Genomic DNA, 25,937 nt, shown 5'->3' with positions numbered 1-25,937 from the left:
CGGGCAATCCGGTTTGCACAATGAATCAGAGGTCAAAGCTTTTCTAAGAGTACGGGACTCCGTCAGCCCAAAAAATGGAGCAGACCGGCTGGTGTGGATTCGTACCGGCCCACTCCTTATGTTCAGGTTGTATTATTTTTCCTTTTCGTACACGAGTACGTTGCTACCGTCAATGATCAATTGCAAGCGGTTACCCGTTATTTCGTACCGTTTGACAGCCTGTAGTTTTTTAAAATAATCGCTTTCAAACTGCATCGCATCGGCCGGCCCCGCCATTTTGGTGCTACCGATAGCACTAACCTGCACGTCGTTGGAACCCGTTGTGCCGACAAAACTGCCGAAGTATTGATTAACCGACGAACGCCCGCTCAGGGTATACGCCACCCGGTTTTTGATTTCGCTGCTGGACGAGTCCGGCGTCATGACCAGCGTGACGTCAAATTTCGATGCTGGTTCAACCAACTTAAAGGTACCGGCTATATGGGTAGTAGACAGTAATTGGGGCGGAATGGTTGTATTGGTTTTATCCTGACAGGAAGCCGAGATCAATAGAATCGCTGAAAAAAGACAGAGAATCGTTTTCATTCGTTCGTTATTTTGTTGTTTCCGGATTGACGATCTTCCCCATAAAAAGTACCGAACCCGTTCCTTTTTCGGTAATCAGGAACACAAAAGGACGGTTGCAAATGAGGGATGGCGGCAACGAAGTGACTTCAACCCCAATGCTGGTTACCGCTGCGGCTTCCGTACCTTTTTCATCGACGGCAACAAAGGTGTTTTGCTTTACGTAACTCACCTTCAACCCTTGCCTGGTACTAATTCTGGAAAAGTTGGCCGCATCTGTAAACGCGGACGGCATTCCCATCTGTTTGAGTACGTTGTTGAGATTGGCTTCGTACTCCAGGGTAAACTTGGGCAGGCCGACCGCTATTTTGCTTTCCCGCATGGCCTGTTGCAGATCCGCCCATTCCGTTGCGTTCAGACTATTGATCAACGCGTCTGGCGAGTTGCTGTGTGGCAACAGCACCGTCATGGCATAGGTACCGTCGCCGTAGGGCAGTTCGAAGGCCCCGTACGTCGGCCGGAACGCGTGTCGAATCACCGAATTCATGGTCATGATCGGGACCCGCTTATCGACCCCCGAAACCAGCGTGAAAGGTTCTTCGCCGGTATTTTTCGGATCAAACTGATACTTCCAGTCGCCTTTAAAATACAGGGCATTCAACAAAAACAACACCTGCTCATCTTTAACCTCCGTGATTACTTTCTTGATTTTCGCGTTGGTGTTGTCGCTGGCCCATTGATTGATTTTGTTGATAACGGGCGTCGGGTTGCTGAAATCCTCCCCTGAAATTTGGGCATCGAAGGTTTGTTTTGTGACGTCGAGATACGACGGTTCAACGGAAAACCCGTTGCGGTACCAGATTGAATTAGCCAGTTTTGTTGTTACTTTCGGATCAGCGGTGGGCAGCCCTTTTCTTAAAAACTCATAGGTTTGGTTGGCATCGGCCAGCGAAACACCATCCAGGTGCATCGCCTTTTTCATTTCATCCGCGGTCTGGCCATCGGCACCGTTCAGCAACATGCCAAGCGCCATATGAAGACTCAGGGGCGAAACAAAAATATTCTCATCTTCCTTGTGTTGCGCGTTGATACGCTTTAAAAAATCGAAGGAAAAATCATTGGTTTTTTGCGCAAATAACCGGGCCTGCGCCGTTGGTTTCAAACCCCCAGTTCCGGGATTGGGCGCAGTGGTATCGGTTTGGCAACCCGCCATCGGCAATAGACCCACCGAGGCCGTAATCAGACAGGAAAAAAACGTTACTCGTTTCATCGCAAATCGGTTTTATGCTACCTCATTGAGCGCTCAGTAGGATAGACCCGATCCGGAGGGTAGGGGTTGGAAAACGTTGAAAAAATAACGGGAGAAAATGAAAATTTGGTAAAAAAACGGTCTTATGGTGATAAATCCGTAGACCCATCACCATAAAACCGGGCGCTTAGAAATGGTAATTCAAGCCAAAGCCGACGCCCAGAGCCTGCGGACGAACCTGTAATTGGGTGTCCGACTGCGTACCGCTCTGCAGGGATTGCTGGTACGAACCCGTCAGCGAGCCGGACCAGTGGTGAGTAGGATGGTAGTTGATACGTAAACCGGCCGTACCCGCCATCGCTAGCGGGCGGTAAACCTGATCCCCCGCATTAACTTCCAGCGAACCGTTGATGGTATTCTTCAGGAACACATTGGCCATCAAACCACCCAGTACGGAATAGCTGATTTTGTGTTCGGGCAAAATGTGGTACCCGAGCTGAACAGGTAACTGCAAATATTGAAAGTTATTCGATACGAGCTGATCAGAAGGAATAACGGTCAGATAACTCGAATTAGACATGTTGTTCTTATCAAGACCGGATGGAAGCAACGAATTACCGGCCTGTGGGATTGCGTCCTTCGCTACCGTCGGACTGCTGTTCCGGATCGCGTTGACCAGCATATTTTCCGTCTGGTTAGTAAAGGAGTTCATGACCGACGCATTGTTCCGGGCCTGTGAACGGCCATTGAGGTATTGGAGTCCCGCTTCGACCGACCAGTGTTTGCTGAACTTAACGCCGGAACTGGCCTGCCACGCCATCGAAATTTGAGACTGGTTCTGGAGCGATGGGGTGTTCGGCAGGCGGCTGGCCTGTTGGACAGCATTATAGGCTAAATACGCCTGATTAAGATTGGAATGAATGGACGTCATCGGATTGAATGACATTGGGGTCGCCGTTACTGCCGCCCAGTATTCTTTTTTGGCCCGGCCTTTTTCCTGGGGTTCGATGGCAATTTCCGGGGCTCGGTACCAAACGATCCGGCTAATGGGGGCCGGTTTTTTAGTGGCCACTATCCGGTTTTTGATATAACTCGCTTCGTAGGCCAGACGGCTGTCGGCAGGCTGTATGGCCGGTTCAGTTTCGCGGGTCGGCTGTTGCTGGTCAGACCGGGTGGTTAGCGCTAGCGGCTCCGATTTTTCGACCCGGTTTTTCAGCGCGGTTTTTCGGCTGGTGCGGTCAAGCTGGGCGATCCGATCCGTGGCCAGCGAGGGCCGTTGGGCGGGGGGCGCCGAAGCGCGGGGCGCTTTCCGGTTCAGGGCCAGCGCCGACTGGTCTTTGATCAGGTGATCGATCGTGGTGGCGGTTTCGGACTGTTCCAGTTCCGAATCTTCCGGGGTTTCCGGTTTTGTCTTTTCGGAAGTACGCCGGCCATTAGCCGCCAGGTTTTCAGTTGCGTTACCGCCGGTTTCGGCCTTCACGCCGGTGGGTTCGCCGGTTGCCGTTGCCGGTTTGCGGTTGTCTGCCGACCCGGTTTTGCCCGCCAGGTTTTCAGTTTGGGTTTGACCGGCTACCGGCCGATTGAATCCGGCGTCTTCGATGGACCGGGTGGCCCACCAACCTACTAAAAGCGTAATAAAAGTAGCAGCCACACCGTACACCCAGGGTCTTACCCGGGGCCAGAGCGGTAGTATTGGTTCCGACTCTTCCTCGTCTAAGCGACGAACAATGCTATCCCAAAGCTCCTCGGAAGGGCTTTCTTCAGCATTTTCGAAGAGGCCTCGCCATTCTTCATTAAATTGTTCTTCTTGAGACAGACTCATTTCGGAATTGGACGCTCGTTCTGAATCTTTTGTTGCAGGAGCATGCGGGCACGCGAGAACTGCGATTTGGATGTACCTTCGGAAATATCTAGTAACTCCGCAATTTCGGGATGGGTATACCCCTCAATAGCGTATAGGTTAAACACGGCCTGACACCCCGGCGGGAGTTCCTGCACCATCTTCAGTAGTTGCTGGTAGTGCAGACCCGATAGGCTATCTTCCGTCTGCGGTAGAGCGGTCGGTATCACATCCTCCAGCTCGGCCTGGTTTTGCCACGGCTTTTGTTTGCGGATGTGTTTCAGGGCCGTGTTGATCACAATGCGTTTGAGCCATGCTTCCAACGGGCACTCGAACCGAAACGTATCAATATGCTGGAACGCCTTCACAAAAGAATCCTGCAACACATCTTCAGCGTCGTCGCGGTTTTTGGTGTACCGCTGGCTGACCACAAAGAGCTTCCTGGCGAATAACTCGTACAGTTTTCGCTGAGCAGTTCGGTCCTTATTTCGACAGCCGTCAACTAACGCTCGTTCATCCAACATATTAATTCACTCCTACTGACCCTGATCCCGTTGCAACGGTTGGAACGTATTAAAAAAAAATTAGCCTAACCGGCTGGCAACGAGTGAATATAACATTTAGCCTGTACTTTTGAACAAAATCTATTCCTGACCATCCATGAACCGACGTACCGCTCTCTGGCAAACGATGGGCTTTATTGGGCTGAGTGCCCAGGCTTCCTGGCCCCAATTAACGTCTAAAATTACGCTACAAAACCCAAAGGACCAACGTTTCTACGTCGGCGCCTGTGACTGGTCGATTGGGCAATCCAGCAAAATCGAAGCGTTCGATGTGGCTAAAACCATCGGTCTCGACGGAATCCAGGTGAACATGGGTTCGGCGAAAAACGACATGCACCTCCGGCAGAAAGACCTGCAAAAAGCCTGGCGCGCGGCCGCCAAACGAACCGGAGTCAGGATCGGCGGTCTGGCGCTGGGCGAGATGAACAACGTGCCTTACAAGTCCGATCCGCGGGCCGAGCAATGGGTTCAGGAGAGTGTCGATGTCGCCCGCGCCCTCGGGGCCAAAAACATTCTGCTGGCGTTCTTCAACAAAGGTGATTTGAAAAACGATCCCCAGGGGACGAAGGTAGTTATTGAACGGTTGAAAGCCGTCGCGCCCAAAGCGGAAAAAGCGGGGGTGGTGCTGGCCATCGAGTCGTGGCTGAGTGCCGAAGAGCACATGGCGATCATCGAGGCCGTGGCGTCACCCGCCGTGAAAGTGTATTACGATGTTTGTAACTCCACGGTTATGGGATATAATATTTTAAAGGAAATCCGGTGGCTCGGGCAGCAAAAACAGATCTGTGAATTCCACTTTAAGGAAAACAGCTACCTGCTGGGTCAGGGGAAAGTGAATTACCCGGAGGTTCGGAAGGCGTTGGACGACATTCAGTACCGGGGTTGGGTGCATATTGAAGGTGCTGTGCCAGAGGGGAAAAACCTATTGGAAAGTTATACTTATAATAATAAGTTTGTAAGGGAGGTTCTGGGATAAGGCAATCGTGTAACTGTTCCACGGTTTTTGCTAATATCCACTTATTATAATAAGTTTACTAGTCTTTAAATGTTGTTTTTCAGGTAATTATTCCACGTGGAACACTTGAAGATGAAACTCGCTATTCCTAAGTCCGTCCGGTTTTTACAGGCATCCCTCCTGGTAGGAGGTCTCTTCGGATGGAGTATACAGATGCAACAATCAGGCCATACAACCCGCCCCGGATCAGAAGGTTTGGAGCCCGATCGAAGGGCGGTTTTAGCCGCGGCCGACTCCAATAAATTGTATGTGCCCGACGATCTGGAGGCTACCGTCTGGGCCGAAGCCCCGGTGTTTTATAACCCCACAAACATCGATGTCGATGCGCGTGGTCGCATCTGGGTGACCGAAGCCGTCAACTACCGCAACTTCAATAACAAGCCTGAAACCCGGCTCGACCACCCGAACGGCGAGCGGGTCATGATTCTGGAAGACACCGACGGCGACGGCAAAGCCGACCAGTCGAAGGTCTTCGTGGAAGACAAAGACCTGGTGTCGCCCCTGGGCATTGCGGTGATCGGCAACAAAATCATCGTGTCGGCCGCCCCGCATCTGGTCGTCTATACGGACGAAAATGGCGATGATAAACCCGACAAAAAAGAAATTTTCCTGACCGGTTTTGGCGGTCTTGATCACGATCACTCCCTGCATTCGCTGGTGGCTGGTCCCGACGGGAAATGGTACTTCAATACCGGTAATGCCGGGCCGCATACCGTGACCGATAAAGCGGGGTGGACGCTGCGGTCGGGGAGCATCTACACAGGGGGGACACCGTACAATACCAAGAACAAAGGCAACATGGTCAGCGACGACGACCGGGTTTGGGTCGGCGGGATGGCGCTTCGGATCAACCCGGACGGAACCGGCCTGAAAGTGATGGGGCACAATTTTCGGAACAACTACGAAACCGCCATCGACTCGTACGGCAACCTGTGGCAGAACGACAACGACGACCAGGTGGTGGCCTGCCGGACCAGCTGGTTAATGGAAGGCGGTAATATGGGTTATTTCAGTCAGGATGGAACGCGCTTCTGGCAGGGTGACCAGCGGCCCGGCCAGGACATTCCGACGGCGCACTGGCACCAGGAAGACCCGGGCGTAGTGCCGGCGGGTGATATCAGCGGAGCCGGTTCGCCGACGGGGATGGTTTTTTACGAGGGGGATGAACTGGGCGCCAACTATCGGGGCTTATTGCTGAGTTGCGAAGCGGGCCGGAACGTGATCTTCAGCTACCGGCCCGAGCCGCAGGGCGCCGGGTATCGAATGCCCCGCACGGACTTTATCAGCACCTTTCCGAAGGTGGACGAGGAATACAAGTGGAACGACATCAAGGAGGACATCCGCAAATGGTTCCGACCCAGCGACGTGGCCGTCGGAACGGATGGGGCTCTCTACATCGCCGACTGGTTCGATCCGGTGGTAGGGGGGCACCAGATGAAAGATTCCAAAGGTTACGGACGCATTTACCGGATTACTCCCAAAGGCAAAAATCTGAAAGCACCGGTTATTAATACGGCCAGAACCAAAGGCCAGCTTCAGGCGCTGATGAATCCGGCGATCAATATCCGGGTGCTGGGTTTTGAAAAACTGAAAGCGCAGGGCGACAAGGTTGTGAAACCGGTTGCCAAACTCCTGACCGCTCCGAATCCGTATCACCGGGCGCGGGCGGTCTGGTTGCTTTCGCAACTGGGGCCGAAAGGGCAGCAGAAAATACAGGAATTGCTAAAATCGGAGCAGGTCGATTTGCGGATCGCGGCTTTTCGGGCGTTGAAACAGACGCAGCCCGACGTGGTGGCGCTGGCCCGGCAGGTGATCGACGATCCGTCTCCGGCGGTGCGTCGGGAGGTGGCCATTGCCCTGCGCGATGTCCCGTTTGAGCAGTGTCGGGATTTGCTGGTGAAACTGGCCAACCAATACGACGGAAACGACCGGTTTTACCTCGAAGCGGTTGGCCTGGCCGCCGACCGGAAAGAAGAAGCGCTGTATGCGGTTTTAAAACCGTCGATGCCGGCTAATCCTGTTCAATGGGATCAGAAAACCGCTAACCTCATCTGGCGGCTCCATCCGGCCAGTACGGCGGACCTGATGAAGCAACGGGCGCTGGCTCCAACCCTGACCGCCGATGCCCGCAAACAGGCCATTGTGGCCCTTGGGTTCATGAAAGATCCGGCGGCTGCCCGGGCGATGGTCGAACTAACGAAAGTGGACGATAAAACCATTGCGCAGCAGGCCGATTACTGGACCAATTTCCGCCGGTCGAACGACTGGGCTACGCTCCTGAACTGGGATGAGGTGATGCCGCCGAAACTGTCGGAAGCCGGGCAAAAGGCCATGGCGATGCGGCAGAAACTGCTGGAAGAATATACCTCGGCGGAAGACCGGCAGAAGCTGGCGAAGGCGATGGCGGTTAGTCCGGAAGGGGGGATGTTGCTGGTGGGTCTGGCGGCCGAGAAGAAATTGCCCGAAAGTCTGAAACCGGTGATCAGCGAAGTCATCTTTACCAATCCCGACCAGAGCGTTCGCACGATGGCGGGCGATTACTTCACGCGGCCCGGCGGAGCAGCGGCTTTGTCATTGAAAAAGATTGCAGCCTTGTCGGGCAATGAAACGGCGGGGCAGGCGGTTTTCAAGGCCAGCTGTTCGACCTGCCACCGGCACGGCCCTACGGGCAGGGACATTGGCCCGGAACTGACTAAGATTCACCAGAAGTTTGACCGGAACGGCTTGCTGGATGCCATTCTGAACCCCAGCGCCGGGCTGGCGTTTGGTTACGAACCCTGGTTGATTACGACCAAAAACGGGCAGACGTACTACGGTTTTCTGATCAGTGACGGGCAGCAGGCCATTGTCGTGAAAGATGCCGCCGGCCAGAAACAGACAATTCCGACGGCTCAGGTGGCTTCCCGCAAGCAATACAGCACCAGCCTGATGCCCGACCCCACGTCGCTGGGCCTCTCCGAACAGCAACTCGCCGATCTGGTGGCGTATTTGCTGAAAGGAAATTAAATCGTCGGAACCAGGATTACACGGAGTAAGGGATTTATTAAGGTTGCCGTAGCCAATCTTAATAAATCCCTTACTCCGTGTAATCTCGGTTCAAGACCGTTAGGCCTTACTCCGCGTACCCCTGGTTCATGACAGGTTTAGATTCATTCCGCCAAACGTGCCGGAACTCATCAGGAGAAAAACCGTCGGCAGGCCGTTCACCTGGCTTTTCAGGAATTGTTCGAGCGCGGCCGCATCGGTGAACACCTGCAAATCGGGCCGATCGAACGCCGTGGAAATTTCCGCAGCATTGATCGGATCAAGGTGTTTGACCTCCAGCGTGTGCGGACTATAAAAAACCGCAGCCGCGTCGGCTTTATCCAGTTTGTCGCGGTATTGGGTCAGAAAGGTTTTGTTCAGGCTGCTGAAGGTATGAAGCTCGACGCAGGCCACCAGCCGATGACGGGGAAACTGTGCTTTCACGGCGGCTGTGGTTGCTTCGACTTTGGAAGGGGCGTGGGCAAAATCCCGGAAAATGAGAGTCGAGCCGTTGTCGGCCACTTTCTCCAGCCGCTTGTGCGCGCCTTTGAAACTCTGAATCGCTTCGTAGAACATCGCTTCCGTAATCGACAGGTGATCGCAGACGGCCAGCGCCCCGCTGATGTTCTTCATGTTGTGTTCGCCAAAGACCAGCACCGGCACCTCGCCCTGGCTTTTGGTGAGCAACACGGTTTTTCCGTTTTCGATCCGGTACGGATGAACGTCGTAGGGTTGGCGGGTCACGTCTTCGCGTTCTTTCAGCGCAATCACATCCAGCATGTCGTCCGTATCATCAAAAACAATGGTACCGGATTTTGACATGGCATCGGCCAGCAGTTCGAACTGGTGCACATACTGCTCGTAGGTCGGGTACAGATTGACGTGGTCCCAGGCAATGCCGCTGATCAGGACAATGTGCGGCTGGTAATGCAGAAACTTCGGGCGGGGGTCGATCGGAGAGGTCCCGTATTCGTCACCCTCGATCACGATCACCGGGGCGTCGGGAGTGAGCCTTACCATCGTATCAAAACCGTCGACCTGGGCCCCGACGAGGTAATCGAAATGGCGCTGGTGGTAGTTCAGCACGTGTAATATCATCGACGTAATCGTGGTCTTGCCGTGGCTCCCGGCCACAACGATCCGCTGTTTATGCAGGCTTTGCTGGTACACAAATTCGGGGTACGAAAAAACCGGCAGACCGAGTTCACGGGCTTTTTGCAGTTCCGGATTATCGACCCGGGCGTGCATGCCCAGAATGACGGCGTCGAGACCGGCATGAATGACTTCGGGATGCCAGCCCAGTTGAGCGGGCAACAAACCGTACTGTTCAAGTCGGGTCCGGGCGGGATCGTAGAGATCGTCGTCGGAGCCGGTGATGTGGTGTCCCTGTTGATGCAGCGCAATGGCCAGGTTGTGCATAACGCTGCCGCCGATGGAGATAAAATGAATGGTCTGTGGCTTCATTCTGTCAAATTTGTGGCGCTAAAAATACAAGTTCTTTTTATTTGAAACCGAAAAGCAAGGAAAGCGGCTGCAAAAACCCGATAACCAGCTCCCCGCCCGGACCGTTTCGCGGGAAAAATTTAACCGGTATCGCCGAATCAAAACCCCCGTTTTTACGTTTTTCCTACTGCGAGTCGTCATCCACGCAGCAGCTTACCAATCAGGCATCCGATCTGTATTACATTTTGTTTTGTAAACAGCTTTCTGCCACGTTGCAAAGCTGCTCTTTTTATGGCATTTTCGCAGACTTTTTTCAAAACCAACAAAACTCTTTTATGCTTCTGCCGAAGGGATGAAAAGCTATAACGACCTGATCGAACAGACCTTTGAATTTCCGACTCTCGAATTCAAAGTGGAGAATAATAATTTGCTGTTCAACAATGTTCCGTTGATGGACATCATCAAACAGTACGGAACACCGCTTAAACTGACGTATTTGCCCAAAATTACCGAGCATATTGAACACGCCCGGCTGTTGTTCAAGAACGCCATGAAGCGGTATAATTACAAGGGAACGTATACCTATTGTTATTGCACGAAGTCCTCGCATTTCCGTTTTGTGCTGGAAGAAGCCTTAAAGAATAAAATTCACCTCGAAACCTCGTCAGCATTTGATATTCCGATTATCCGGGAATTGTATAAAAACGGAAAAATCGACAAGAATACGTTTATCATCTGCAACGGTTACAAGCGGCCACTGTATACGCAGTACATCAGCGAGATGATCAACGACGGCTACAACGTGGTGCCGGTTTTAGACAACCTGAAAGAAATCGAAGCGTACGAGACGTCGGTAACGGCCGAAACCGTTAATCTGGGCATCCGGATCGCGACCGATGAGGAACCGAACTTTGCTTTTTATACATCCCGGCTGGGCATTCGTTACAGCGACATCAATGAACTGTACCGCTCCAAAATTCAGAACAGCGGTAAGTTCAAATTGAAGATGCTGCACTTTTTCATCAATACCGGTATCAAAGACAGCGCTTATTACTGGAGCGAACTGAGCCGGTTTATGTATAAATACTGCGAACTGCGCAAAATCTGCCCGGATCTGGATTCCATCGACATCGGGGGCGGTATGCCCATCCAGACCTCGTTCCAGTTCACCTACGACTACCAGGCGATGGTCGATCAGATCGTGGAAAGCATCCAGTGGATCTGTAACAAGAGCAACGTACCGGTGCCGCATATCTTTACAGAGTTCGGCAGTTATACGGTAGGAGAGAGTGGCGCCGTTATATACAAAGTAATTGATCAGAAATTGCAGAACGATAAGGAGTTGTGGTATATGATTGATGGTTCATTCATTACACAACTGCCTGATTCGTGGGGCTTAGGGCAGAAGTACATCATGTTGTCGGTCAATAACTGGGACAATCCCTACCAGAAAGTTAACCTGGGCGGTTTGACCTGCGACTCGCATGATTTTTACAATACGGAAGCCCATAGTGCCGATTTATACCTTCCGATTTTTGAACGGGATACGGAAGATCAGTATATTGGCTTTTTTCATACGGGTGCTTACCAGGAGTCACTGGGCGGCTACGGCGGCATTCAGCATTGCCTCATTCCGGCTCCGCAGCACGTTATTGTGGACCGGGATAGCGAAGGCAAACTGACCACCCGGCTTTTTGCGCCCGAGCAGGATAGCGAAGTGATGCTCAGAATTCTGGGCTTTCAGCAAACCGCCACGCCGGTGACCTTGGAAATTGATGCCGCCAAAGCCGCCGAGGAAGAGCAACCTGTGGAAGAATTGGAGAAACAGGAAAATTAAAATAGCACAGTTTTTGCCCTGTCCACAAAAACCGGTCGGTTTTTGTGGACAGAAAACATCTATAAAAATGAAAAAGATAGGTATTGTGTTCGGTATGGCTCTTCTTGTATCGCTCGGTTCATGCGCCCGCAGAGCGTGTCCGGCCTACGACAGCCAGTTGCAGCCCAAACAACCGGCTCCGGTTGAGCAAGTGGCGTAACTAAAACGTCGCGTTAACCACCATTCTCGACGCTTCCAGCAGATTGGGGGCCTGTTGATCACCAACGGGTGGCTTTGGTATTTCGTGCGTAATGTGTACGGTGCGAACTCCCACGCGCTGACCAGCCTGGATGTCCCGTAACGCGTCGCCGATGAGCCACGACTGGGTAACGTCGATGTTGTATTTAGCGATGGCTTTTTCCAACATCAGGGAGTCCGGTTTTCGCAGCAGCGACTGCGTGTCGAAATCGGGATGGTGCGGACAGTAATAAATATCGTCGATCAGGTTCCCACATTGTTCCTGCAAATATTGGTGGCACCGCATGACGTCGCTCCGTGAGTATAAGCCCCGCGCAATGCCCGCCTGATTAGTCACGACAATCAGGAGATAGCCTGCCTCTTTCAGAATTTGTAAGCCCTCAACCACTCCGTTCGGAATAATAAAATCTTCGATCCGGTAGACATAATCTGTCCGGTCTTCGTTCAGAACACCGTCCCGGTCCAGAAAAATACACTTGCTCATTGTGTGGAAATGCGTTATTTGGCGGAATGATTCGTGTCCGCGCGTAATTCTTTACAAATAGAACTTTAATTGCAATAAAATAGAAATAAAAGAATAATTTTTTTACTTTTTACTAGTAAAAAGTAACTGAAACAGTGTGCCGAAACACGCTGTTATCCTAGTACAACGACCGAGATGGGATGAATGACATGATGAAACGTGGGTTATTGATGCTATGGTTGGTCGGGCTGGCTACTCAACTGGTTGCTCAGGCACCGAAAATTGTCCAGCGCGACCTGAATCCTCCCCAGCGGAATGTAAAATCGGGAGGGCGGGTTTTGAAAGTGGAGTATACGAACCACAAAATGATCGTTTACTTCACGGTTGAAGACCGTGACTATGCCCAGCAAGCTACCATTTACGGCCCTGGTCACCCCAATTGCTGGCGACTCTATGATACCAAAAGCAAAAAGGAATATGCACTATTGTATATAAAAAACGTTGTTGCCGACGGCGAACTTATTGCTGATATTCTGGATAATCCACAAGGTGTACGAATCCGGGATGTGATGAAAATTACCTGCGAAATTCACTTTGAACGACCGGACAAGAACGTTCGCGCCGTTAACATGATTGAAGAGGATGTTGAGTTTTATGAAGGACGTCGCAACCCCGCCGATCCGTTTGGAAGAGTGAACTCTCAATGGCCGTACAACGTATACGATCTCCGGGTGATGGTATACAAAGACGATATGCGAAATGCCAAACCACCCGCCCGAAAACCGCCCATAACGGCTAAAACCAAACCAATAGTACCACCCGCTAAAAAACCGGCTGTAACGGCTAAAGCCAAGCCAACAGTACCACCCGCTAAAAAACCGGCTCCGACCCCCGCGCCGAAAGATTCGGTGGTCGCCCAGGCTCCGCCCAGCAAAACGCCTAAACCGGCCCCGGCCGAAAAAGTGGAAAATTTTGGCTCCAACGTTGAAGCGGGCCGGACGTATCGATTGAATAATCTTCTGTTCAAACAATCGGCGTACGAAATCGAACCGACTTCGTATCCCGAACTGGATTCGCTGGTTGCTATCATGACCCGGAACCCAACGATGGAAATTGAGCTGGCGGGCCATACCGACAACGTGGGCGATCCCAAACTGAACGTGGCCTTATCGCAGAAGCGGGTCGATGCCGTCAAAAGTTACCTGACCAACAACGGCATCGATCCGGTGCGGATTCAAACCCAGGCCTATGGCGGCAGCCGCCCCATCGCCGACAATTCGCGCGAAGAAACCAGGCGGCTCAACCGGCGGGTCGAGGTGAAGATTTTAACATCCTGATCCTGAACCAGGGTTCCACGGAGTAAGAGGCTATAAAAGATTGCGTTAGCCAATCCAGTTAATCCTTTAATCCGTGGAATCCCGGTTCAAGACGATTATAAAGCCGCCAGATTTTCCTCCAGCGTTTTGATTTTAGCTTCGGCGTCGGCCAGTTTCTGGCGTTCGCGTTCGATCACTTCCGGTTTGGCGTTGGCGACAAACTTCTCGTTCGACAGCTTTTTCATCACCGACTCCAGGAAACCTTTTGTATAGGTCAGTTCTTTTTCGATGTTAGCGCGTTCCTGTTCCACATCGATTTCGCCGGCGATGTTGACAAAAAACTCGGTGCTTTTGATCAGGAACGAAACGCCTTCGGTTTTTTCGGAAACATAGCTAATGTCGGACACAACCGCCAGCTTCTGAATCAGGCTTTCCAGCGGCCGGAAACGGGCCGCATCGTCGGTTTTGATCGCCAGCGGCAGGGCGGTTTTCGGGCTGATCTGCTTGCTGTTGCGAATGTTCCGAACCGTTGAAACGATTTCGAACAGCAGGTCGAAATCCGCCAGCAACGCTTTGTCAACGATACCGGCAGCCGGATAATCGGAGACGCAAATGCTTTCACCCGGTTTTCGTTCGCTGACTTCCTGCCAGATTTCTTCCGTAATGAACGGCATGAACGGATGCGCCAGCTTCATGAGTCGTTCGAAGAAATCAATCGTGGCGTCGTAGGTAACCTGATCGATGGGCCGGACCTGATCCTGCTGCTCGTAGCCTGGCTTGAGCATTTCGAGGTATTGCGAACAGAAATCGTCCCAGATCAATTTGTAAACCGTTTGCAGGGCATCCGACATCCGGTATTTGCTGAAGTGGTCTTCCAACTCGATCAACGTCTGGTTCAGCTTTGACTCAAACCACAAAACCGCCAGCGGTTTTTCGGTAACCGCCGAATCCGGACTTACTTTCCAGCCTTTCACCAGCCGGAAGGCATTCCAGATTTTGTTGCAGAAATTGCGGCCCTGCTCCACCAGTTTCTCGTCGTACAGCAGGTCGTTGCCCGCCGGTGAGCTGAATAGCATCCCCGTCCGCACGCCATCGGCCCCGAATTGCTCGATCAGGTCCAGCGGATCGGGCGAGTTACCGAGCGATTTGGACATTTTCCGGCCCTGCTTGTCGCGCACGATACCGGTCAGGTAAACGTTCTGGAACGGTTCGCGGCCTTTGTACTCGTAACCCGCAATAATCATGCGGGCGACCCAGAAAAACAGAATTTCGGGTGCCGTCACCAGATCATTCGTCGGGTAATAATAATCCAGATCGCCCGGGGCGGCTTTGGGATCGTTCGGGTCGTTCGACGGCAGAAAAACCGACATGGGCCAGAGCCACGACGAAAACCAGGTGTCCAGCACGTCTTCGTCCTGCGTCAGATCGGTTTCGCTCAGGGCAAACAACTGGTATTTGTCGCGGGCAATCCGCAGGGCGTCTTTCTTGGTTTTGGCAACGATGATGGTGCCGTCTTTCATATAAAACGCCGGAATCTGGTGCCCCCACCACAATTGGCGGCTGATGCACCAGTCGTGCACGTTCTCCATCCACGAACGGTACATGTTCTTGAACTTCGACGGATGCAATTGAACGGTATCGTTCATGACATTCTCCAGCGCCGGTTTTGAAAGCTCCTTCATTTTCAGAAACCATTGCAGCGAGAGCTTCGGCTCAATAACCGCATTGGTCCGTTCTGAAAAACCGACGTTGGATTTGTACTCTTCCGATTTGACGAGATAGCCTTTTTCTTCCAGTTCTTTGATAATGGCTTTCCGGGCGGCAAACCGGTCCTGACCGACGTAAATCTGCGCCTTTTCGTTCAGCGTACCGTCATCGTTCAGAATGTCGATTACCGGCAGTTTGTGCTTGATGCCCAGCTCGTAGTCATTCGGGTCATGGGCGGGCGTCACTTTCAAACAACCGGTCCCGAAATCCATCGTCACATACTCATCGGTAATGATCGGAATTTCGCGGTTGATCAGCGGAATCAGGGCTTTTTTGCCGTGCAGATGCGTATACCGCTCATCGTTCGGGTTGACGCAAATGGCGGCATCGGCCATGATCGTCTCCGGCCGAACCGTGGCAATGGTAATGTAGTCGGGATTTTCGTCGCCCTCGGTTCCATGCGCCCGGCTCGCTGCGATTTCATACCGGATATAAACCAGCTTCTGTTGTACTTCCTTCGTCAGAACCTCTTCGTCCGAAACCGCCGTCCGGCCCTGCGGGTCCCAGTTCACCATCCGGACGCCCCGGTAAATCTGGCCTTTGTTGTACAGGTCCACGAAGGTATCGATCACAGCGTCATACAAAACCGGCTCCATCGTGAAGCGTGTCCGGTCCCAATCGCAGGACGCGCCCAGTTTCCGAAGCTGTTTCAGGATGATGCCGCCGTATTTATGCGTCCATTCCCAGGCGTGTTCAATGAACTTCTCCCGGCCAATGTCCTGTTTACGAATGCCCTGATCCTTCAGCATCGCCACCACCTTCGCTTCTGTCGCAATGGATGCATGGTCGGTTCCCGGCACCCAGCAGGCGTTTTTGCCCTGCATCCGCGCTTTCCGGATCAACACATCCTGAATCGTGTTGTTCAGCATATGTCCCATGTGCAGTACGCCCGTGACGTTCGGGGGCGGAATAACGATGGTATACGGTTCGCGCTCGTCGGGGGTGGAATGAAAAAAGCGGTTTTCCAGCCAATACTGGTACCACTTATCCTCGATGTCTTTCGGATTATAGGTCTTTGAGATCATGTCAATGAGATGTGAGAAGTAAGACAAGAGATAAAAGACTTTTACTTTCCATAAATCTTTTATCTCTTGTCTATGCTCTCTTGTCTATTTCTTCCACAAAATTAGTCAATTCGGAACGGGTGCGAAAACGAAACACCGGATTTGGTAGTTTTACGTTCACACTACCATCCTTTTGCGCGTATGGACTTTGGAAAATTGCCTACTGTCGATCCCGTTGACTTTACATTGCCACCGGATTCGCCGTTCAACCAGACGGTTTGGGACAAGGTCGAACCCACAGCGTCGCCGGAGGTCTACATTGGGGGGCCACTCTGGGCCAACAAAACCTATGTGGGCCGGATTTACCCGTCGCAGGCCAAAGAGCGGGACTTTCTGCACTATTATACCCAGCAGTTCAATACCATCGAACTGAACAGTACGCACTACCAGATTCCGACGCCAGGCATGATCGAAAAGTGGAAAGCTGAGGCTGCTAATTCACCCATTCGCCCGCGGTTTGTGTATTGCCCGAAATTTCCGCAGGCCATCAGCCACGACCGGGCCCTGGTGGCCGCCGAGTCGCTAACGGAGGAGTTTGTCAATGCGGTTTTAAGTCTGGAAGAGTTTCTGGGCACCACGTTTCTGCAACTGCCGCCAACGTTTGGCCCCGACAAATGGCCGATTCTGGAAAATTACCTGAAAAACCTGCCCGACGATCTGGAAGTCGCCGTGGAATTCCGGCACCCGGACTGGTTTCGCCAGCCAGCCATCTGGCAACGGACGCTCGAACGCATGTGCGCCCTGCACCGCGATCTGGTCATTACCGACGTGGCCGGCCGGCGCGACGTGCTGCACATGAGCCTGACCAGCCCAACGCTGGTGTTGCGGTTTGTGGCCAACGAAGGCCACCGGACCGACTACGAACGAACCGATGCCTGGGTCCAGCGGCTGAACGGCTGGTTTGGTAGAGGCTTGCAAAGGGCCTATTTGTTTATTCACGGCGGGGAGGAAAATGATACGGCTCCTGAACTGATTCGGTACTGGGTCCAGCGGCTGAATGCGGTTTGCGGACTAAATCTCCAGGAACCTACTATTCGGCCGGCGGTTGTTCAGGGCAGTTTGTTTTAGCCAATGGTTTGATAATGAGAAGTTTTATTCGAGAAAATCAGCGTTAAAAAAACAGAAAATATAAGACTATTGGTATTAAATTGACATATTTACATTTCGGATTGCTAATAGGTTCCAACCCGTCGCTAACGGAACGAAATAACCCATTAAGGCTAACCCAATCCGACGCATGAGTATGAAAATAAAGCTACTTATTGGAGTTCTAGCCCTTCTGGCAACCGGATTACCTGGTCATGCTCAAGATTGTATTCTGGGGTACCAGACTAAAATGGATCAACTGCTCCCGCTCGCAATCATTCAGAAACATTACAAAGGTGATCTGTCGAATGCAGAATTGAAATATCGAAAATCAGACCCCAAATACGCCAAACGCGACACTTATGAATATATCTGGAAAAGTGGGCGTATCCGGAAAATGACGGTAGCAGGAAGGCAAATGGAGGTTCCGGATGATAACCGCATCGGCCTGGCCTGGATCAATGAGGTGGACACCAAACGTTATCCAGACCCCGTTACGTATTTTAAGAGCTTTTACCGCACGGCTACTGAAGCCGAAAAACAACAAGCGGCAGCGTTGATAGATAAAAAACTTAAAGAGAATGGCGCTACAAAAACGGGACAGGCTGCCGGTAACGCCGTAGGGAACACGCTGATCAGTACGCAAGGCTACGAAACTATCGTGGGTGTGGGTGATGCCGCAGCCTGGGATTTAACAAGCAGCCAGCTTGTTGTTTTGAAGGGACGGACAACGTTTAAAGTAACGGCCTTGACGGGAACGGATGTAAAAGCCAACCAGGAACTGGCGAAAAAACTGGCGGCTGAAGTACTGACAAGCTGCAAGTAATTTTGAATTTATAGCCGGTCGGTTTACCTTTGCCGCATGAATTCCGCCAAAACCGTCCGTTACCATCATCATTCTGTCAGCTAATACGGCAGAACGGATGCGTTTTTGGGGTTGAAGAAAGAAACAACGAATTCCCGATACCAAACCCGGTTCTGCCACGAACCGGGTTTTTTGTTATGAAAACCGTCATTATCAAATACAACGCCGGTAATGTACAGTCGGTGATGTACGCGCTGGATCGCATTGGCGCCAGCTACCTGCTGACCGACGACGAAGCCGAAATTCGTTCGGCCGACAAAGTGATTTTTCCCGGCGTCGGCGAAGCCAGCACGGCCATGGCCTACCTGCGCGAACGGGGGCTGGATCAGGTGATTCCGTCCCTGAAACAACCGGTTTTGGGCACCTGCGTCGGGATGCAACTGCTTTGTCGGTATTCGGAAGAAGGCGATACCACCTGCATGGGCGTTTTCGATGTGGATGTCCGGCGGTTTCCGGCCCAACCCGGTTTTAAGGTGCCGCACATGGGCTGGAACAGCCTGACCGATCTGAAAGGACCGCTGACCGAAGGTCTGCCGGACCAGGCCTACGTGTATTTTGTGCATAGCTACTGCGCCGACGTCTGTCCCGAAACCACGGCGGTTTGCGAATACGTTCGGCCGTTCAGTGCCATGTTACAGAAAGATAATTTTTATGCGGCCCAGTTTCACGCCGAAATCAGCGGGAACGTCGGCCAGCGAATTCTGGAGAATTTTTTGAAAATAGACACGAGAAGTTAGACACGAGAATAAAGACGAAAACCGTCTTGCTCTTTTTTGTCTTACCTCTTTTGTCTTACCTCTTTTGTCTAAAGAAATGCACATTATACCCGCCATCGACCTGATTGAAGGCAAGGCCGTTCGACTCACCCAGGGCGATTATAGCCAGAAAAAAGAATACAATGCCCGTCCGCTGGAAGTGGCCCAGCAGTTTGAAGATGCCGGTTTGACGCGCCTTCACCTGGTGGATCTCGACGGTGCGAAAGAAAAACGCGTCGTGAACTGGAAAGTACTGGAACTGATTGCCAGTAAAACCCGGCTGCACATCGACTTTGGCGGTGGGGTTCAATCTGACGACGACCTGCGGATTGTGTTCGAATGCGGAGCCAAACAGGTTACGGGTGGCAGCATTGCCGTCAAAAAACCGGATGTATTCGAACGCTGGTTGAGTCAGCACGGGCCGGAGAAAATCATTCTGGGTGCCGATGCCAAAAACGAAAAAATTGCCGTCAGTGGCTGGGAAGAATCCACCGAGGTCTGGGTGTATGATTTTGTGGCGGGCTACGTTGAAAAAGGCATTCGTTACGTCATTAGTACCGATGTCGCCAAAGACGGTTTACTACAAGGGCCGTCGTTCGAGCTGTACCGCAATTTGCAGGAACAGTGTCCGGGGCTGAACATCATCGCCAGCGGGGGCGTCAGCAATATGCAGGATCTGGAGGTGCTGGCCGACATGAACGTGTTTGGCACGATCGTCGGGAAGGCGATTTACGAAGGCCGGGTGACGCTGAAGGAGTTATCGAAATTTTTAAAATGAGAATCAGTAAGTTATTTCGCGGAGTTAAGCGGAGGGAATCAGAGGTACGCGGAGGCTCTGCTTAACTCTTTTAGACTCCGCTCAACTCCGCGAAACAGCCCACAACCTATGCTTACTAAACGCATTATTCCCTGCCTCGACATCAAAGATGGTCGGACGGTGAAAGGCACCAATTTTGTTAACCTGCGCGACGCGGGTGATCCGGTAGAACTGGGAGCCATTTACGCGAAACAAGGTGCCGACGAGCTGGTTTTTCTGGACATTACGGCCACGGTCGATGAGCGCAAGACGCTGATTGATCTCGTCCGGCGAGTGGCTCATGTCGTCAACATTCCGTTTACGGTCGGGGGCGGCATTTCGTCGAAAGCCGACGTGTCGGCGCTGCTCAATGCCGGGGCCGACAAGGTGTCGATCAACTCGTCGGCGGTGCGGAATCCGGCGCTGGTTGATGAACTGGCGCAGGAGTTTGGCAGTCAGTGTATTGTGGTGGCGATCGATACCCGGTTTGTAAACGGCGAGCACATTGTTCATACGCACGGCGGACGGAAACCGACTGAAATCCGGACGATTCCGTGGGCGAAAGAAATCGAAAACCGGGGTGCGGGCGAAATCCTGCTGACCTCGATGGATACCGACGGAACCAAAGCCGGTTTTGCGCTCGAACTGACGGCACAGATTTCCGGCACGGCTAATATTCCGGTCATTGCCTCGGGCGGAGCCGGTTCGATGGAGCACTTTGTGGAGGTTTTCACGAGCGGCAAAGCCGATGCCGGATTGGCCGCCAGTATTTTTCACTTCAAGGAAATCGAAATCCCGGCTTTGAAGTCGTATTTACGAAATAAAGGAATCGAAGTTCGTTTAACGGATTGATCATGACTACCGAAATAGATTTTTCAAAAAATACCGATGGCTTAATTCCGGCCGTTGTGCAGGACGCCGAAACGGGCAAGGTGCTGATGCTGGGCTACATGAACCAGGCCGCCTACGAAAAAACCAAAACAGAAGGCGTCGTCACGTTTTTCAGCCGCAGCAAACAACGGCTCTGGACCAAGGGCGAGACTTCCAACAATTTCCTGCATGTCAAACAAATCCTCGTGGACTGCGACGGCGACACGCTGCTCATCAAAGCCCAGCCCGCCGGACCAACCTGCCATACGGGCGCGGATACCTGCTTTGAGGAAGTCAATCGGGGGAAAGGGCTGTTCCTGAATTATTTGCAAAGCGTGATTCGGGATCGGAAAGAAAACCCATCGGAAGGTTCGTATACGGCGTCTCTTTTTAAAAAAGGGGTCAATAAAATTGCGCAGAAGGTAGGCGAAGAGGCCGTGGAACTGGTGATCGAAGCCAAAGATACCAACGACGACCTGTTCAAGGGCGAAGCTGCTGATTTGCTCTATCACTATTTGATCCTGCTCGAACAGAAAAATATCGATCTGGATGAGATCATTGCGGTTTTGCAGCAACGACACGCGAAGTAGGCCAGCAAACAATGCGTTAAAGTTTCCGGTTTGAAGGTTGGAGTTGGGTATTTTTTCATACAACTTTAGCCGTCAAACGTTAATCTTTATACGCACTATGGGTCTGATCATCCGAATTCTTATCAGCGCGGTGGCTGTTTTGGTCGCCAGTTACCTCATTCCTGGCGTCGGTGTCGACGGTTTCGGGACCGCTTTAATTGTCGCGATTGTTCTGGGGTTGCTCAATGCTTTTCTGAAACCGATTCTGGTTTTTCTGACCATTCCCATTACTATCCTGACCCTGGGGCTGTTCTACCTGGTCATCAACGTATTAATGGTCTATTTGACGGATTACCTGGTGGGCGGTTTTCGCGTCGACGGGTTCATTGCGGCCCTGCTCTTCAGTATTGTCGTTTCCATCGTTACCTGGCTGATCGACTCCATCATCGGCGACTGATTTTTATAACCTTTTGCAGATTCACGGGTTTTCCTTAAAACTGAAATGGTTATGAAAGGATTCATTGGACTGATCGTCACTTTTTTAGGGTTTGCAACTACGGTTTTCGGCCAATGCGACCCCGCCACCCCCGCGCAGAATGCGGCTTACGAAAAAGTGGTCAGGGAATTACAGAACCAGTTCAGGAATAATCCCCCGGCAGGAAATTGGCAGGTTTTCGACGAGCGTCATTCGCTCGGGAACCTGGAACTGAGCGATGAATACGGCAAGATTTTCCGGGTTTGTGGCGATCGCTACGATCTGACCTTTATTCAGGCATCGGCCGCCAGCCGGCAGAAAGCCCGTGCCGACAGTGCCAAAGCCATCGGCGACACGTTTACCCAGCAACAGCGTTCGTTTGTGATGAGTACGGATTCCGTCTACCGCGAAGCGGACCCAAACCGGGCGAGCGATCTGGCCAAATCGATGGTTGATATCAACGTCGAGATGAATGCGGGCAATTACCGGGTTGAGGAACCCATCAGTAACCGGTTTGCGGCTTCCTACAAAGTCATCCCCGTGAAAGGCGCTCCGCTCGCCCTCCAGATCATTCTAAAACCTAACGAAGCCGGCATTACCGCCCGGCCGGAAACCGTGGTGTTGCTGGGTAACTGGAAAAATAATTTGCAGAAAAATCCGCGGGGCGACAAACTCTATCATTATTCGTACAAGAAAGGCGGTACGATGATCGAAAATATCATTGTGACGATCAAAGCACCGTTCGATGTGGCCAACGAAATCGTGAAGAAAATCGACTGGCAGGCGCTCAGCAATACGCTGGCGAAATAAAGAATCGGCGGTTTTCGGTAGTCATTATTAACCCTCCTTTCACGAAAAGCCGGTTCACAATCGTATTTTTGTGGAATGAAAAGCATTGTTGTCTACTGCGGCTCGAGTCCCGGTACGAATCCGCTTTATAAAGAAGTGGCCCGGGAATTGGGCGAAAAGTTCGTCGAAAACGAAATCCGACTGATTTATGGGGGCGGGAACATAGGCCTGATGGGGGCCGTGGCCGATGCCGTTTTGTCGAATGGCGGCCAGGCGACGGGCGTGATTCCCAACTTTCTGGCCGCGCTGGAAGTTGCCCACCAAACGCTGACCGAGCTGCATTTTGTGGAAACCATGCACGAACGCAAGTTCAAAATGGTCCAACTGGCCAACGGCGTGATTGCGTTGCCCGGGGGCTATGGTACCTTCGACGAACTCTTCGAGATTCTGACCTGGCGGCAACTTGGGCTGTACGATGGCCCGGTCGGCCTTTTGAACATCAACGGTTTTTACGATTTAATACTTCAGCAACTGGACAGGATGGTAGATGATGGTTTCCTGAAAGCCGAAGGCCGGGAATTACTTATGGTTGCCGAAACGGCGGATGAACTGCTGGATAAAATGAAGAACTCCTGGGAGCAGGAGCGTTAAATATCGTAATCGGTCGGCTTGGAAAATTGTACGAACAGAAAAAAAGTAAAAACCGACAGTAGTAACCAGCCCATTATCAGGCCGTTAGTGATATAGATAAAGCTGCAAACCAAACCCGTCAGACACAGTAGCACATTGACCAGCACACGAATCAGATCGCGGTAGGAGGTCACGGCAGGTAAAAGCACGTGTTTCTTTTTCCTCTTTTGGGATGGCTCCATGTTACTAAATATAAATACGGGTATAAAGTTTAGAAAAAAATTGACATAAAAAAGAGGTCTACAAACTTTATGTGATAAATAGTTACAGCAAAAAACAGGCCGGTTATTACCTCTGGCACTCGATTTGGTAGTTCATTTGATAAACTAATTCGAAGGAGTCCGTCGTTCTACTTCTATTAACTTCTACACCGTAGCCCATGAAACTTCGGGAGTGTGCGTTTATTGGACTTTTGGGCCTTATAATGCCGTTGGCTTTCGCCCAGCAAAACCCGGCATTGAAGGCAGAAAGTCTGGGAAATCAGGTCAATTCTGAATATAATGAAGTAAACCCCGTCATTTCACCGGACGGGCGGACGTTGTATTTTGCCCGGATTAGCCATCCCCAGAATACCCATGGTACGAAGGGCAGTCAGGATATCTGGTATTCGGAACTGGGCCAGAATAATGTCTGGGGCCCCGCCCGGCGTATGGCCTCCCCGCTCAATAAAGATGAGTATAATTGCGCATACAGCATTACACCCGACGGCAATACGATGCTGATCAAGGGGGCTTATAACAACGGAAATTACGAAACACGCGGTTTTTCGGCCAGCAAACGAACGGCCAATGGCTGGTCGCCTCCCCAAAAACTGAACATTCCCGGTTACGACCGAATCAGCAAAGGGCAGTACGACTGCGGGTATTTGTCGGCCGACGGCAAAGTGCTGATCATGGCGTTCAGCGAGAAAAAGAATAGCAAGGAGGATGATATTTACGTCAGCTTCCGGCAAAAAGATGGTTCGTGGAGCAAACCGATGAACCTGGGTCCGGAAATCAATACCAACGGCACCGAAACAACACCTTTTCTGGCCGCCGATGGGGCTACCCTGTATTTCTCCAGCGACCGGCCCGGCGGATCGGGCAGCAATGATATTTACGTTGCCAAGCGCGTGGATAAAACCTGGAAGCACTGGTCGAAACCGGTGAACCTGGGGCCATCGATCAATACGGAGGGGTATGATGCCTATTATTCTGTGGCCGCTTCGGGCGAATATGCCTACATGACAAGTTTTAAGAACACGCTGGGCAAAGGCGATATTGTGCGTATCAAACTAATTGACGACACGAATCCGAACAACACGACGGTGCCGGTGGAAACCCGCCCCGATCCGGTGGTGATTGTGAGCGGAAAAATCATTGATCAGAAAACCGGCAAACCTATTGAAGCCCGGGTGATCTACCAAACACTGCCCGACGGAACCGAAGCGGGGGAAGCCACCTCCGACCCGTTGACGGGTGAATACAAAATTGTGTTGCCTTACGGTAAAAAATACGGAATGCGGGCCGTGGCTCCGAATTTTATTTCCGAAGGCGGCAACATCGACCTGACCGAAACCAAAGGGTTTCAGGAAATCAAAGGCAAGGAGTTGAACCTGATTCCGATTGAAGTGGGTCGGGCCGTGCGGCTCAACAACATTTTCTTCGATGTTGGAAAAGCTACCCTGCGCGATGAATCCTTCCCGGAACTGGACCGGATGGTGACTACCTTCAATGAAAATCCGAAAATGAGCGTGGAAGTCGGTGGGCATACCGATAATACCGGGTCCAACGAACTGAACCTGAAACTTTCCCAGGACCGGGCCGACGCCGTGCGTGAATATTTCATCGGGAAAGGCATCGAACCCGATCGCGTGGCCAGCAAAGGCTACGGTGAAGGAAAACCGGTTGCCACCAACGATACCGAAGAAGGACGCCAGACTAACCGACGGGTGGAGTTTGTGATTAAAAAGAAATAACGGAAGGTGTTACGCAGGGTTCTCGGATAAGCCCTGCGTAACAATCAATTAGCGTCTTTCGGGTAAGTCGGATGGGCTTTCACTTTCCGGATTTGCCGCAGATGCCGGTCGACATGGCCCCATTGGTAAAGGTACACCTGGTGCATGTTCCGCGGGTTGTCGCCAGTCGCCGTGAATTCGAACTGTGCCCGCAGGTCGGCGGTGGTTTTTTCCGCAAAGGCGATGGCCTGTTCGCGATGCTGCAGGAAAAACGTCAGGTTATCTTTTCCCCGAATAAAACCGGTCGGTTTCGACAAATCCGGTGATTGGTGGGGTTTATCTTCCATGATAAAATTTTTATAGTAACTGTCGGGACGACTCGTTTGATTCAACTCCGGCTGCGGTTTATTGCGCATTCCGATGCTGATTTCGCGCGCCCAGATGATTTTCCAAAGGGCCAGGTGTTCAACGATTTCGGCAATCGACCAGCGTTCGGGTGTTTCGTGGAAATGCCACTGGGCGTCGGTCAGGGTTGCGGTTTCGCGGACCAGCTCGTCGCGGGTCCGTTTCAGGTTCTCGACCGTATACTGCTGGTCGGCTGTTGTCCAGAGCCGGGTTGGCGACTGGCCCCAAATGGGGACGGTGGGCAATAAAATGAAGAGAATAATGGCGATGCGTTTCATGGTGTGTCCTTGTTTTGGTTGAAGCCTCAAAACTACGGTGC

At 51.9% G+C, this 25,937-nt stretch carries 23 protein-coding genes; 15 read left to right on the top strand and 8 right to left on the bottom strand.

Features of this window, described 5'->3' with window-relative positions:
• Nucleotides 1-132: 132 nt before the first annotated feature.
• From ACFPMF_RS16560 to ACFPMF_RS16545, 4 genes are all read right to left on the bottom strand, one after another.
• Nucleotides 133-585 carry an META domain-containing protein gene (locus tag ACFPMF_RS16560; RefSeq protein WP_379847154.1) on the bottom strand — a complete coding sequence of 151 codons (453 nt, stop codon included), beginning with the start codon at nucleotides 583-585 and terminating at the stop codon, nucleotides 133-135.
• Between the two features lie 7 nt (nucleotides 586-592).
• Nucleotides 593-1,834 (bottom strand): serpin family protein, encoded by a 1,242-nt coding sequence (locus ACFPMF_RS16555; RefSeq protein ID WP_379847151.1) that lies wholly within the window; start codon nucleotides 1,832-1,834, stop codon nucleotides 593-595.
• 166 nt (nucleotides 1,835-2,000) lie between these two features.
• On the bottom strand, nucleotides 2,001-3,635 hold the full coding sequence (locus ACFPMF_RS16550) for an outer membrane beta-barrel protein (protein ID WP_379847148.1): 1,635 nt from the start codon (nucleotides 3,633-3,635) through the stop codon (nucleotides 2,001-2,003).
• Nucleotides 3,632-4,177 carry an RNA polymerase sigma factor gene (locus tag ACFPMF_RS16545; RefSeq protein ID WP_379847145.1) on the bottom strand — a complete coding sequence of 182 codons (546 nt, stop codon included), beginning with the start codon at nucleotides 4,175-4,177 and terminating at the stop codon, nucleotides 3,632-3,634. The genes ACFPMF_RS16550 and ACFPMF_RS16545 overlap by 4 nt, the downstream gene beginning before the upstream one ends.
• Nucleotides 4,178-4,313: 136 nt before the next feature.
• Between ACFPMF_RS16545 and ACFPMF_RS16540 the strand changes: the two genes are divergently transcribed.
• The gene (locus ACFPMF_RS16540) at nucleotides 4,314-5,192 is read left to right on the top strand and encodes a sugar phosphate isomerase/epimerase family protein (protein ID WP_379847142.1); all 879 of its coding nucleotides are present in this window, start codon (nucleotides 4,314-4,316) and stop codon (nucleotides 5,190-5,192) included.
• A 192-nt stretch (nucleotides 5,193-5,384) separates the two neighbouring features.
• Entirely contained in the window at nucleotides 5,385-8,237 is a 2,853-nt protein-coding gene (locus ACFPMF_RS16535; protein ID WP_379847139.1) for a PVC-type heme-binding CxxCH protein, read from the top strand.
• Between the two features lie 126 nt (nucleotides 8,238-8,363).
• On the opposite strand, the gene ACFPMF_RS16530 is transcribed toward ACFPMF_RS16535, so the two are convergent.
• Nucleotides 8,364-9,719, bottom strand: a complete 1,356-nt coding sequence (locus ACFPMF_RS16530; protein WP_379847136.1) for a UDP-N-acetylmuramate--L-alanine ligase — start codon at nucleotides 9,717-9,719, stop codon at nucleotides 8,364-8,366.
• Nucleotides 9,720-10,050: 331 nt separating this feature from the next.
• Between ACFPMF_RS16530 and ACFPMF_RS16525 the strand changes: the two genes are divergently transcribed.
• Together ACFPMF_RS16525 and ACFPMF_RS16520 are read left to right on the top strand one after the other, a co-directional pair.
• Nucleotides 10,051-11,535 carry a type III PLP-dependent enzyme domain-containing protein gene (locus ACFPMF_RS16525; RefSeq protein ID WP_379847134.1) on the top strand — a complete coding sequence of 495 codons (1,485 nt, stop codon included), beginning with the start codon at nucleotides 10,051-10,053 and terminating at the stop codon, nucleotides 11,533-11,535.
• 67 nt (nucleotides 11,536-11,602) lie between these two features.
• Complete coding sequence (locus tag ACFPMF_RS16520) at nucleotides 11,603-11,734, top strand: hypothetical protein (protein ID WP_379847131.1); 132 nt, start codon at nucleotides 11,603-11,605, stop codon at nucleotides 11,732-11,734.
• Here the strand turns inward: ACFPMF_RS16520 and ACFPMF_RS16515 are convergent, their stop codons facing one another.
• Nucleotides 11,735-12,256, bottom strand: a complete 522-nt coding sequence (locus tag ACFPMF_RS16515) for a D-glycero-alpha-D-manno-heptose-1,7-bisphosphate 7-phosphatase (protein ID WP_379847129.1) — start codon at nucleotides 12,254-12,256, stop codon at nucleotides 11,735-11,737.
• A gap of 209 nt (nucleotides 12,257-12,465) precedes the next feature.
• Here ACFPMF_RS16515 and ACFPMF_RS16510 point away from each other — a divergent pair, with 209 nt between their 5' ends.
• Nucleotides 12,466-13,572, top strand: coding sequence for an OmpA family protein (locus tag ACFPMF_RS16510; protein WP_379847127.1), 1,107 nt, complete (start codon nucleotides 12,466-12,468; stop codon nucleotides 13,570-13,572).
• A 95-nt stretch (nucleotides 13,573-13,667) separates the two neighbouring features.
• Here ACFPMF_RS16510 and ACFPMF_RS16505 read toward each other — a convergent pair whose 3' ends face one another.
• Complete coding sequence (locus ACFPMF_RS16505) at nucleotides 13,668-16,343, bottom strand: valine--tRNA ligase (RefSeq protein ID WP_379847125.1); 2,676 nt, start codon at nucleotides 16,341-16,343, stop codon at nucleotides 13,668-13,670.
• Nucleotides 16,344-16,523: 180 nt separating this feature from the next.
• On the opposite strand from ACFPMF_RS16505, the gene ACFPMF_RS16500 reads away from it, so the two are divergent.
• From ACFPMF_RS16500 to ACFPMF_RS16455, 10 genes are all read left to right on the top strand, one after another.
• The gene (locus tag ACFPMF_RS16500) at nucleotides 16,524-17,450 is read left to right on the top strand and encodes a DUF72 domain-containing protein (protein WP_379847123.1); all 927 of its coding nucleotides are present in this window, start codon (nucleotides 16,524-16,526) and stop codon (nucleotides 17,448-17,450) included.
• Nucleotides 17,451-17,619: 169 nt separating this feature from the next.
• Nucleotides 17,620-18,294 carry a hypothetical protein gene (locus tag ACFPMF_RS16495; RefSeq protein ID WP_379847121.1) on the top strand — a complete coding sequence of 225 codons (675 nt, stop codon included), beginning with the start codon at nucleotides 17,620-17,622 and terminating at the stop codon, nucleotides 18,292-18,294.
• A 176-nt stretch (nucleotides 18,295-18,470) separates the two neighbouring features.
• Nucleotides 18,471-19,070, top strand: a complete 600-nt coding sequence (gene hisH, locus ACFPMF_RS16490) for an imidazole glycerol phosphate synthase subunit HisH (protein WP_379847119.1) — start codon at nucleotides 18,471-18,473, stop codon at nucleotides 19,068-19,070.
• 76 nt (nucleotides 19,071-19,146) lie between these two features.
• Nucleotides 19,147-19,866 carry a 1-(5-phosphoribosyl)-5-[(5-phosphoribosylamino)methylideneamino]imidazole-4-carboxamide isomerase gene (gene hisA, locus ACFPMF_RS16485; protein ID WP_379847116.1) on the top strand — a complete coding sequence of 240 codons (720 nt, stop codon included), beginning with the start codon at nucleotides 19,147-19,149 and terminating at the stop codon, nucleotides 19,864-19,866.
• Between the two features lie 108 nt (nucleotides 19,867-19,974).
• On the top strand, nucleotides 19,975-20,736 hold the full coding sequence (gene hisF, locus ACFPMF_RS16480; protein ID WP_379847113.1) for an imidazole glycerol phosphate synthase subunit HisF: 762 nt from the start codon (nucleotides 19,975-19,977) through the stop codon (nucleotides 20,734-20,736).
• A gap of 2 nt (nucleotides 20,737-20,738) precedes the next feature.
• A complete protein-coding gene (hisIE, locus tag ACFPMF_RS16475) occupies nucleotides 20,739-21,344 on the top strand; it encodes a bifunctional phosphoribosyl-AMP cyclohydrolase/phosphoribosyl-ATP diphosphatase HisIE (protein ID WP_379847110.1) in 606 nt (201 codons plus the stop codon).
• Between the two features lie 97 nt (nucleotides 21,345-21,441).
• A complete protein-coding gene (locus ACFPMF_RS16470) occupies nucleotides 21,442-21,780 on the top strand; it encodes a phage holin family protein (protein ID WP_379847107.1) in 339 nt (112 codons plus the stop codon).
• A gap of 51 nt (nucleotides 21,781-21,831) precedes the next feature.
• Nucleotides 21,832-22,608 carry a hypothetical protein gene (locus tag ACFPMF_RS16465; protein WP_379847104.1) on the top strand — a complete coding sequence of 259 codons (777 nt, stop codon included), beginning with the start codon at nucleotides 21,832-21,834 and terminating at the stop codon, nucleotides 22,606-22,608.
• 75 nt (nucleotides 22,609-22,683) lie between these two features.
• Nucleotides 22,684-23,238, top strand: coding sequence for an LOG family protein (locus ACFPMF_RS16460; RefSeq protein WP_379847101.1), 555 nt, complete (start codon nucleotides 22,684-22,686; stop codon nucleotides 23,236-23,238).
• Between the two features lie 463 nt (nucleotides 23,239-23,701).
• Nucleotides 23,702-25,234 carry an OmpA family protein gene (locus ACFPMF_RS16455; protein WP_379847214.1) on the top strand — a complete coding sequence of 511 codons (1,533 nt, stop codon included), beginning with the start codon at nucleotides 23,702-23,704 and terminating at the stop codon, nucleotides 25,232-25,234.
• Between the two features lie 44 nt (nucleotides 25,235-25,278).
• Here ACFPMF_RS16455 and ACFPMF_RS16450 read toward each other — a convergent pair whose 3' ends face one another.
• The gene (locus ACFPMF_RS16450; RefSeq protein ID WP_379847098.1) at nucleotides 25,279-25,896 is read right to left on the bottom strand and encodes a DinB family protein; all 618 of its coding nucleotides are present in this window, start codon (nucleotides 25,894-25,896) and stop codon (nucleotides 25,279-25,281) included.
• Between the last annotated feature and the right edge of the window lie 41 nt (nucleotides 25,897-25,937).

Source organism: Larkinella bovis, assembly GCF_042655385.1.
GTDB classification, from domain to species: Bacteria; Bacteroidota; Bacteroidia; order Cytophagales; family Spirosomataceae; genus Larkinella; species Larkinella bovis.
Note: the sequence above shows the minus strand (reverse complement) of the source record. Positions and strands in the feature narration are given on the sequence as shown.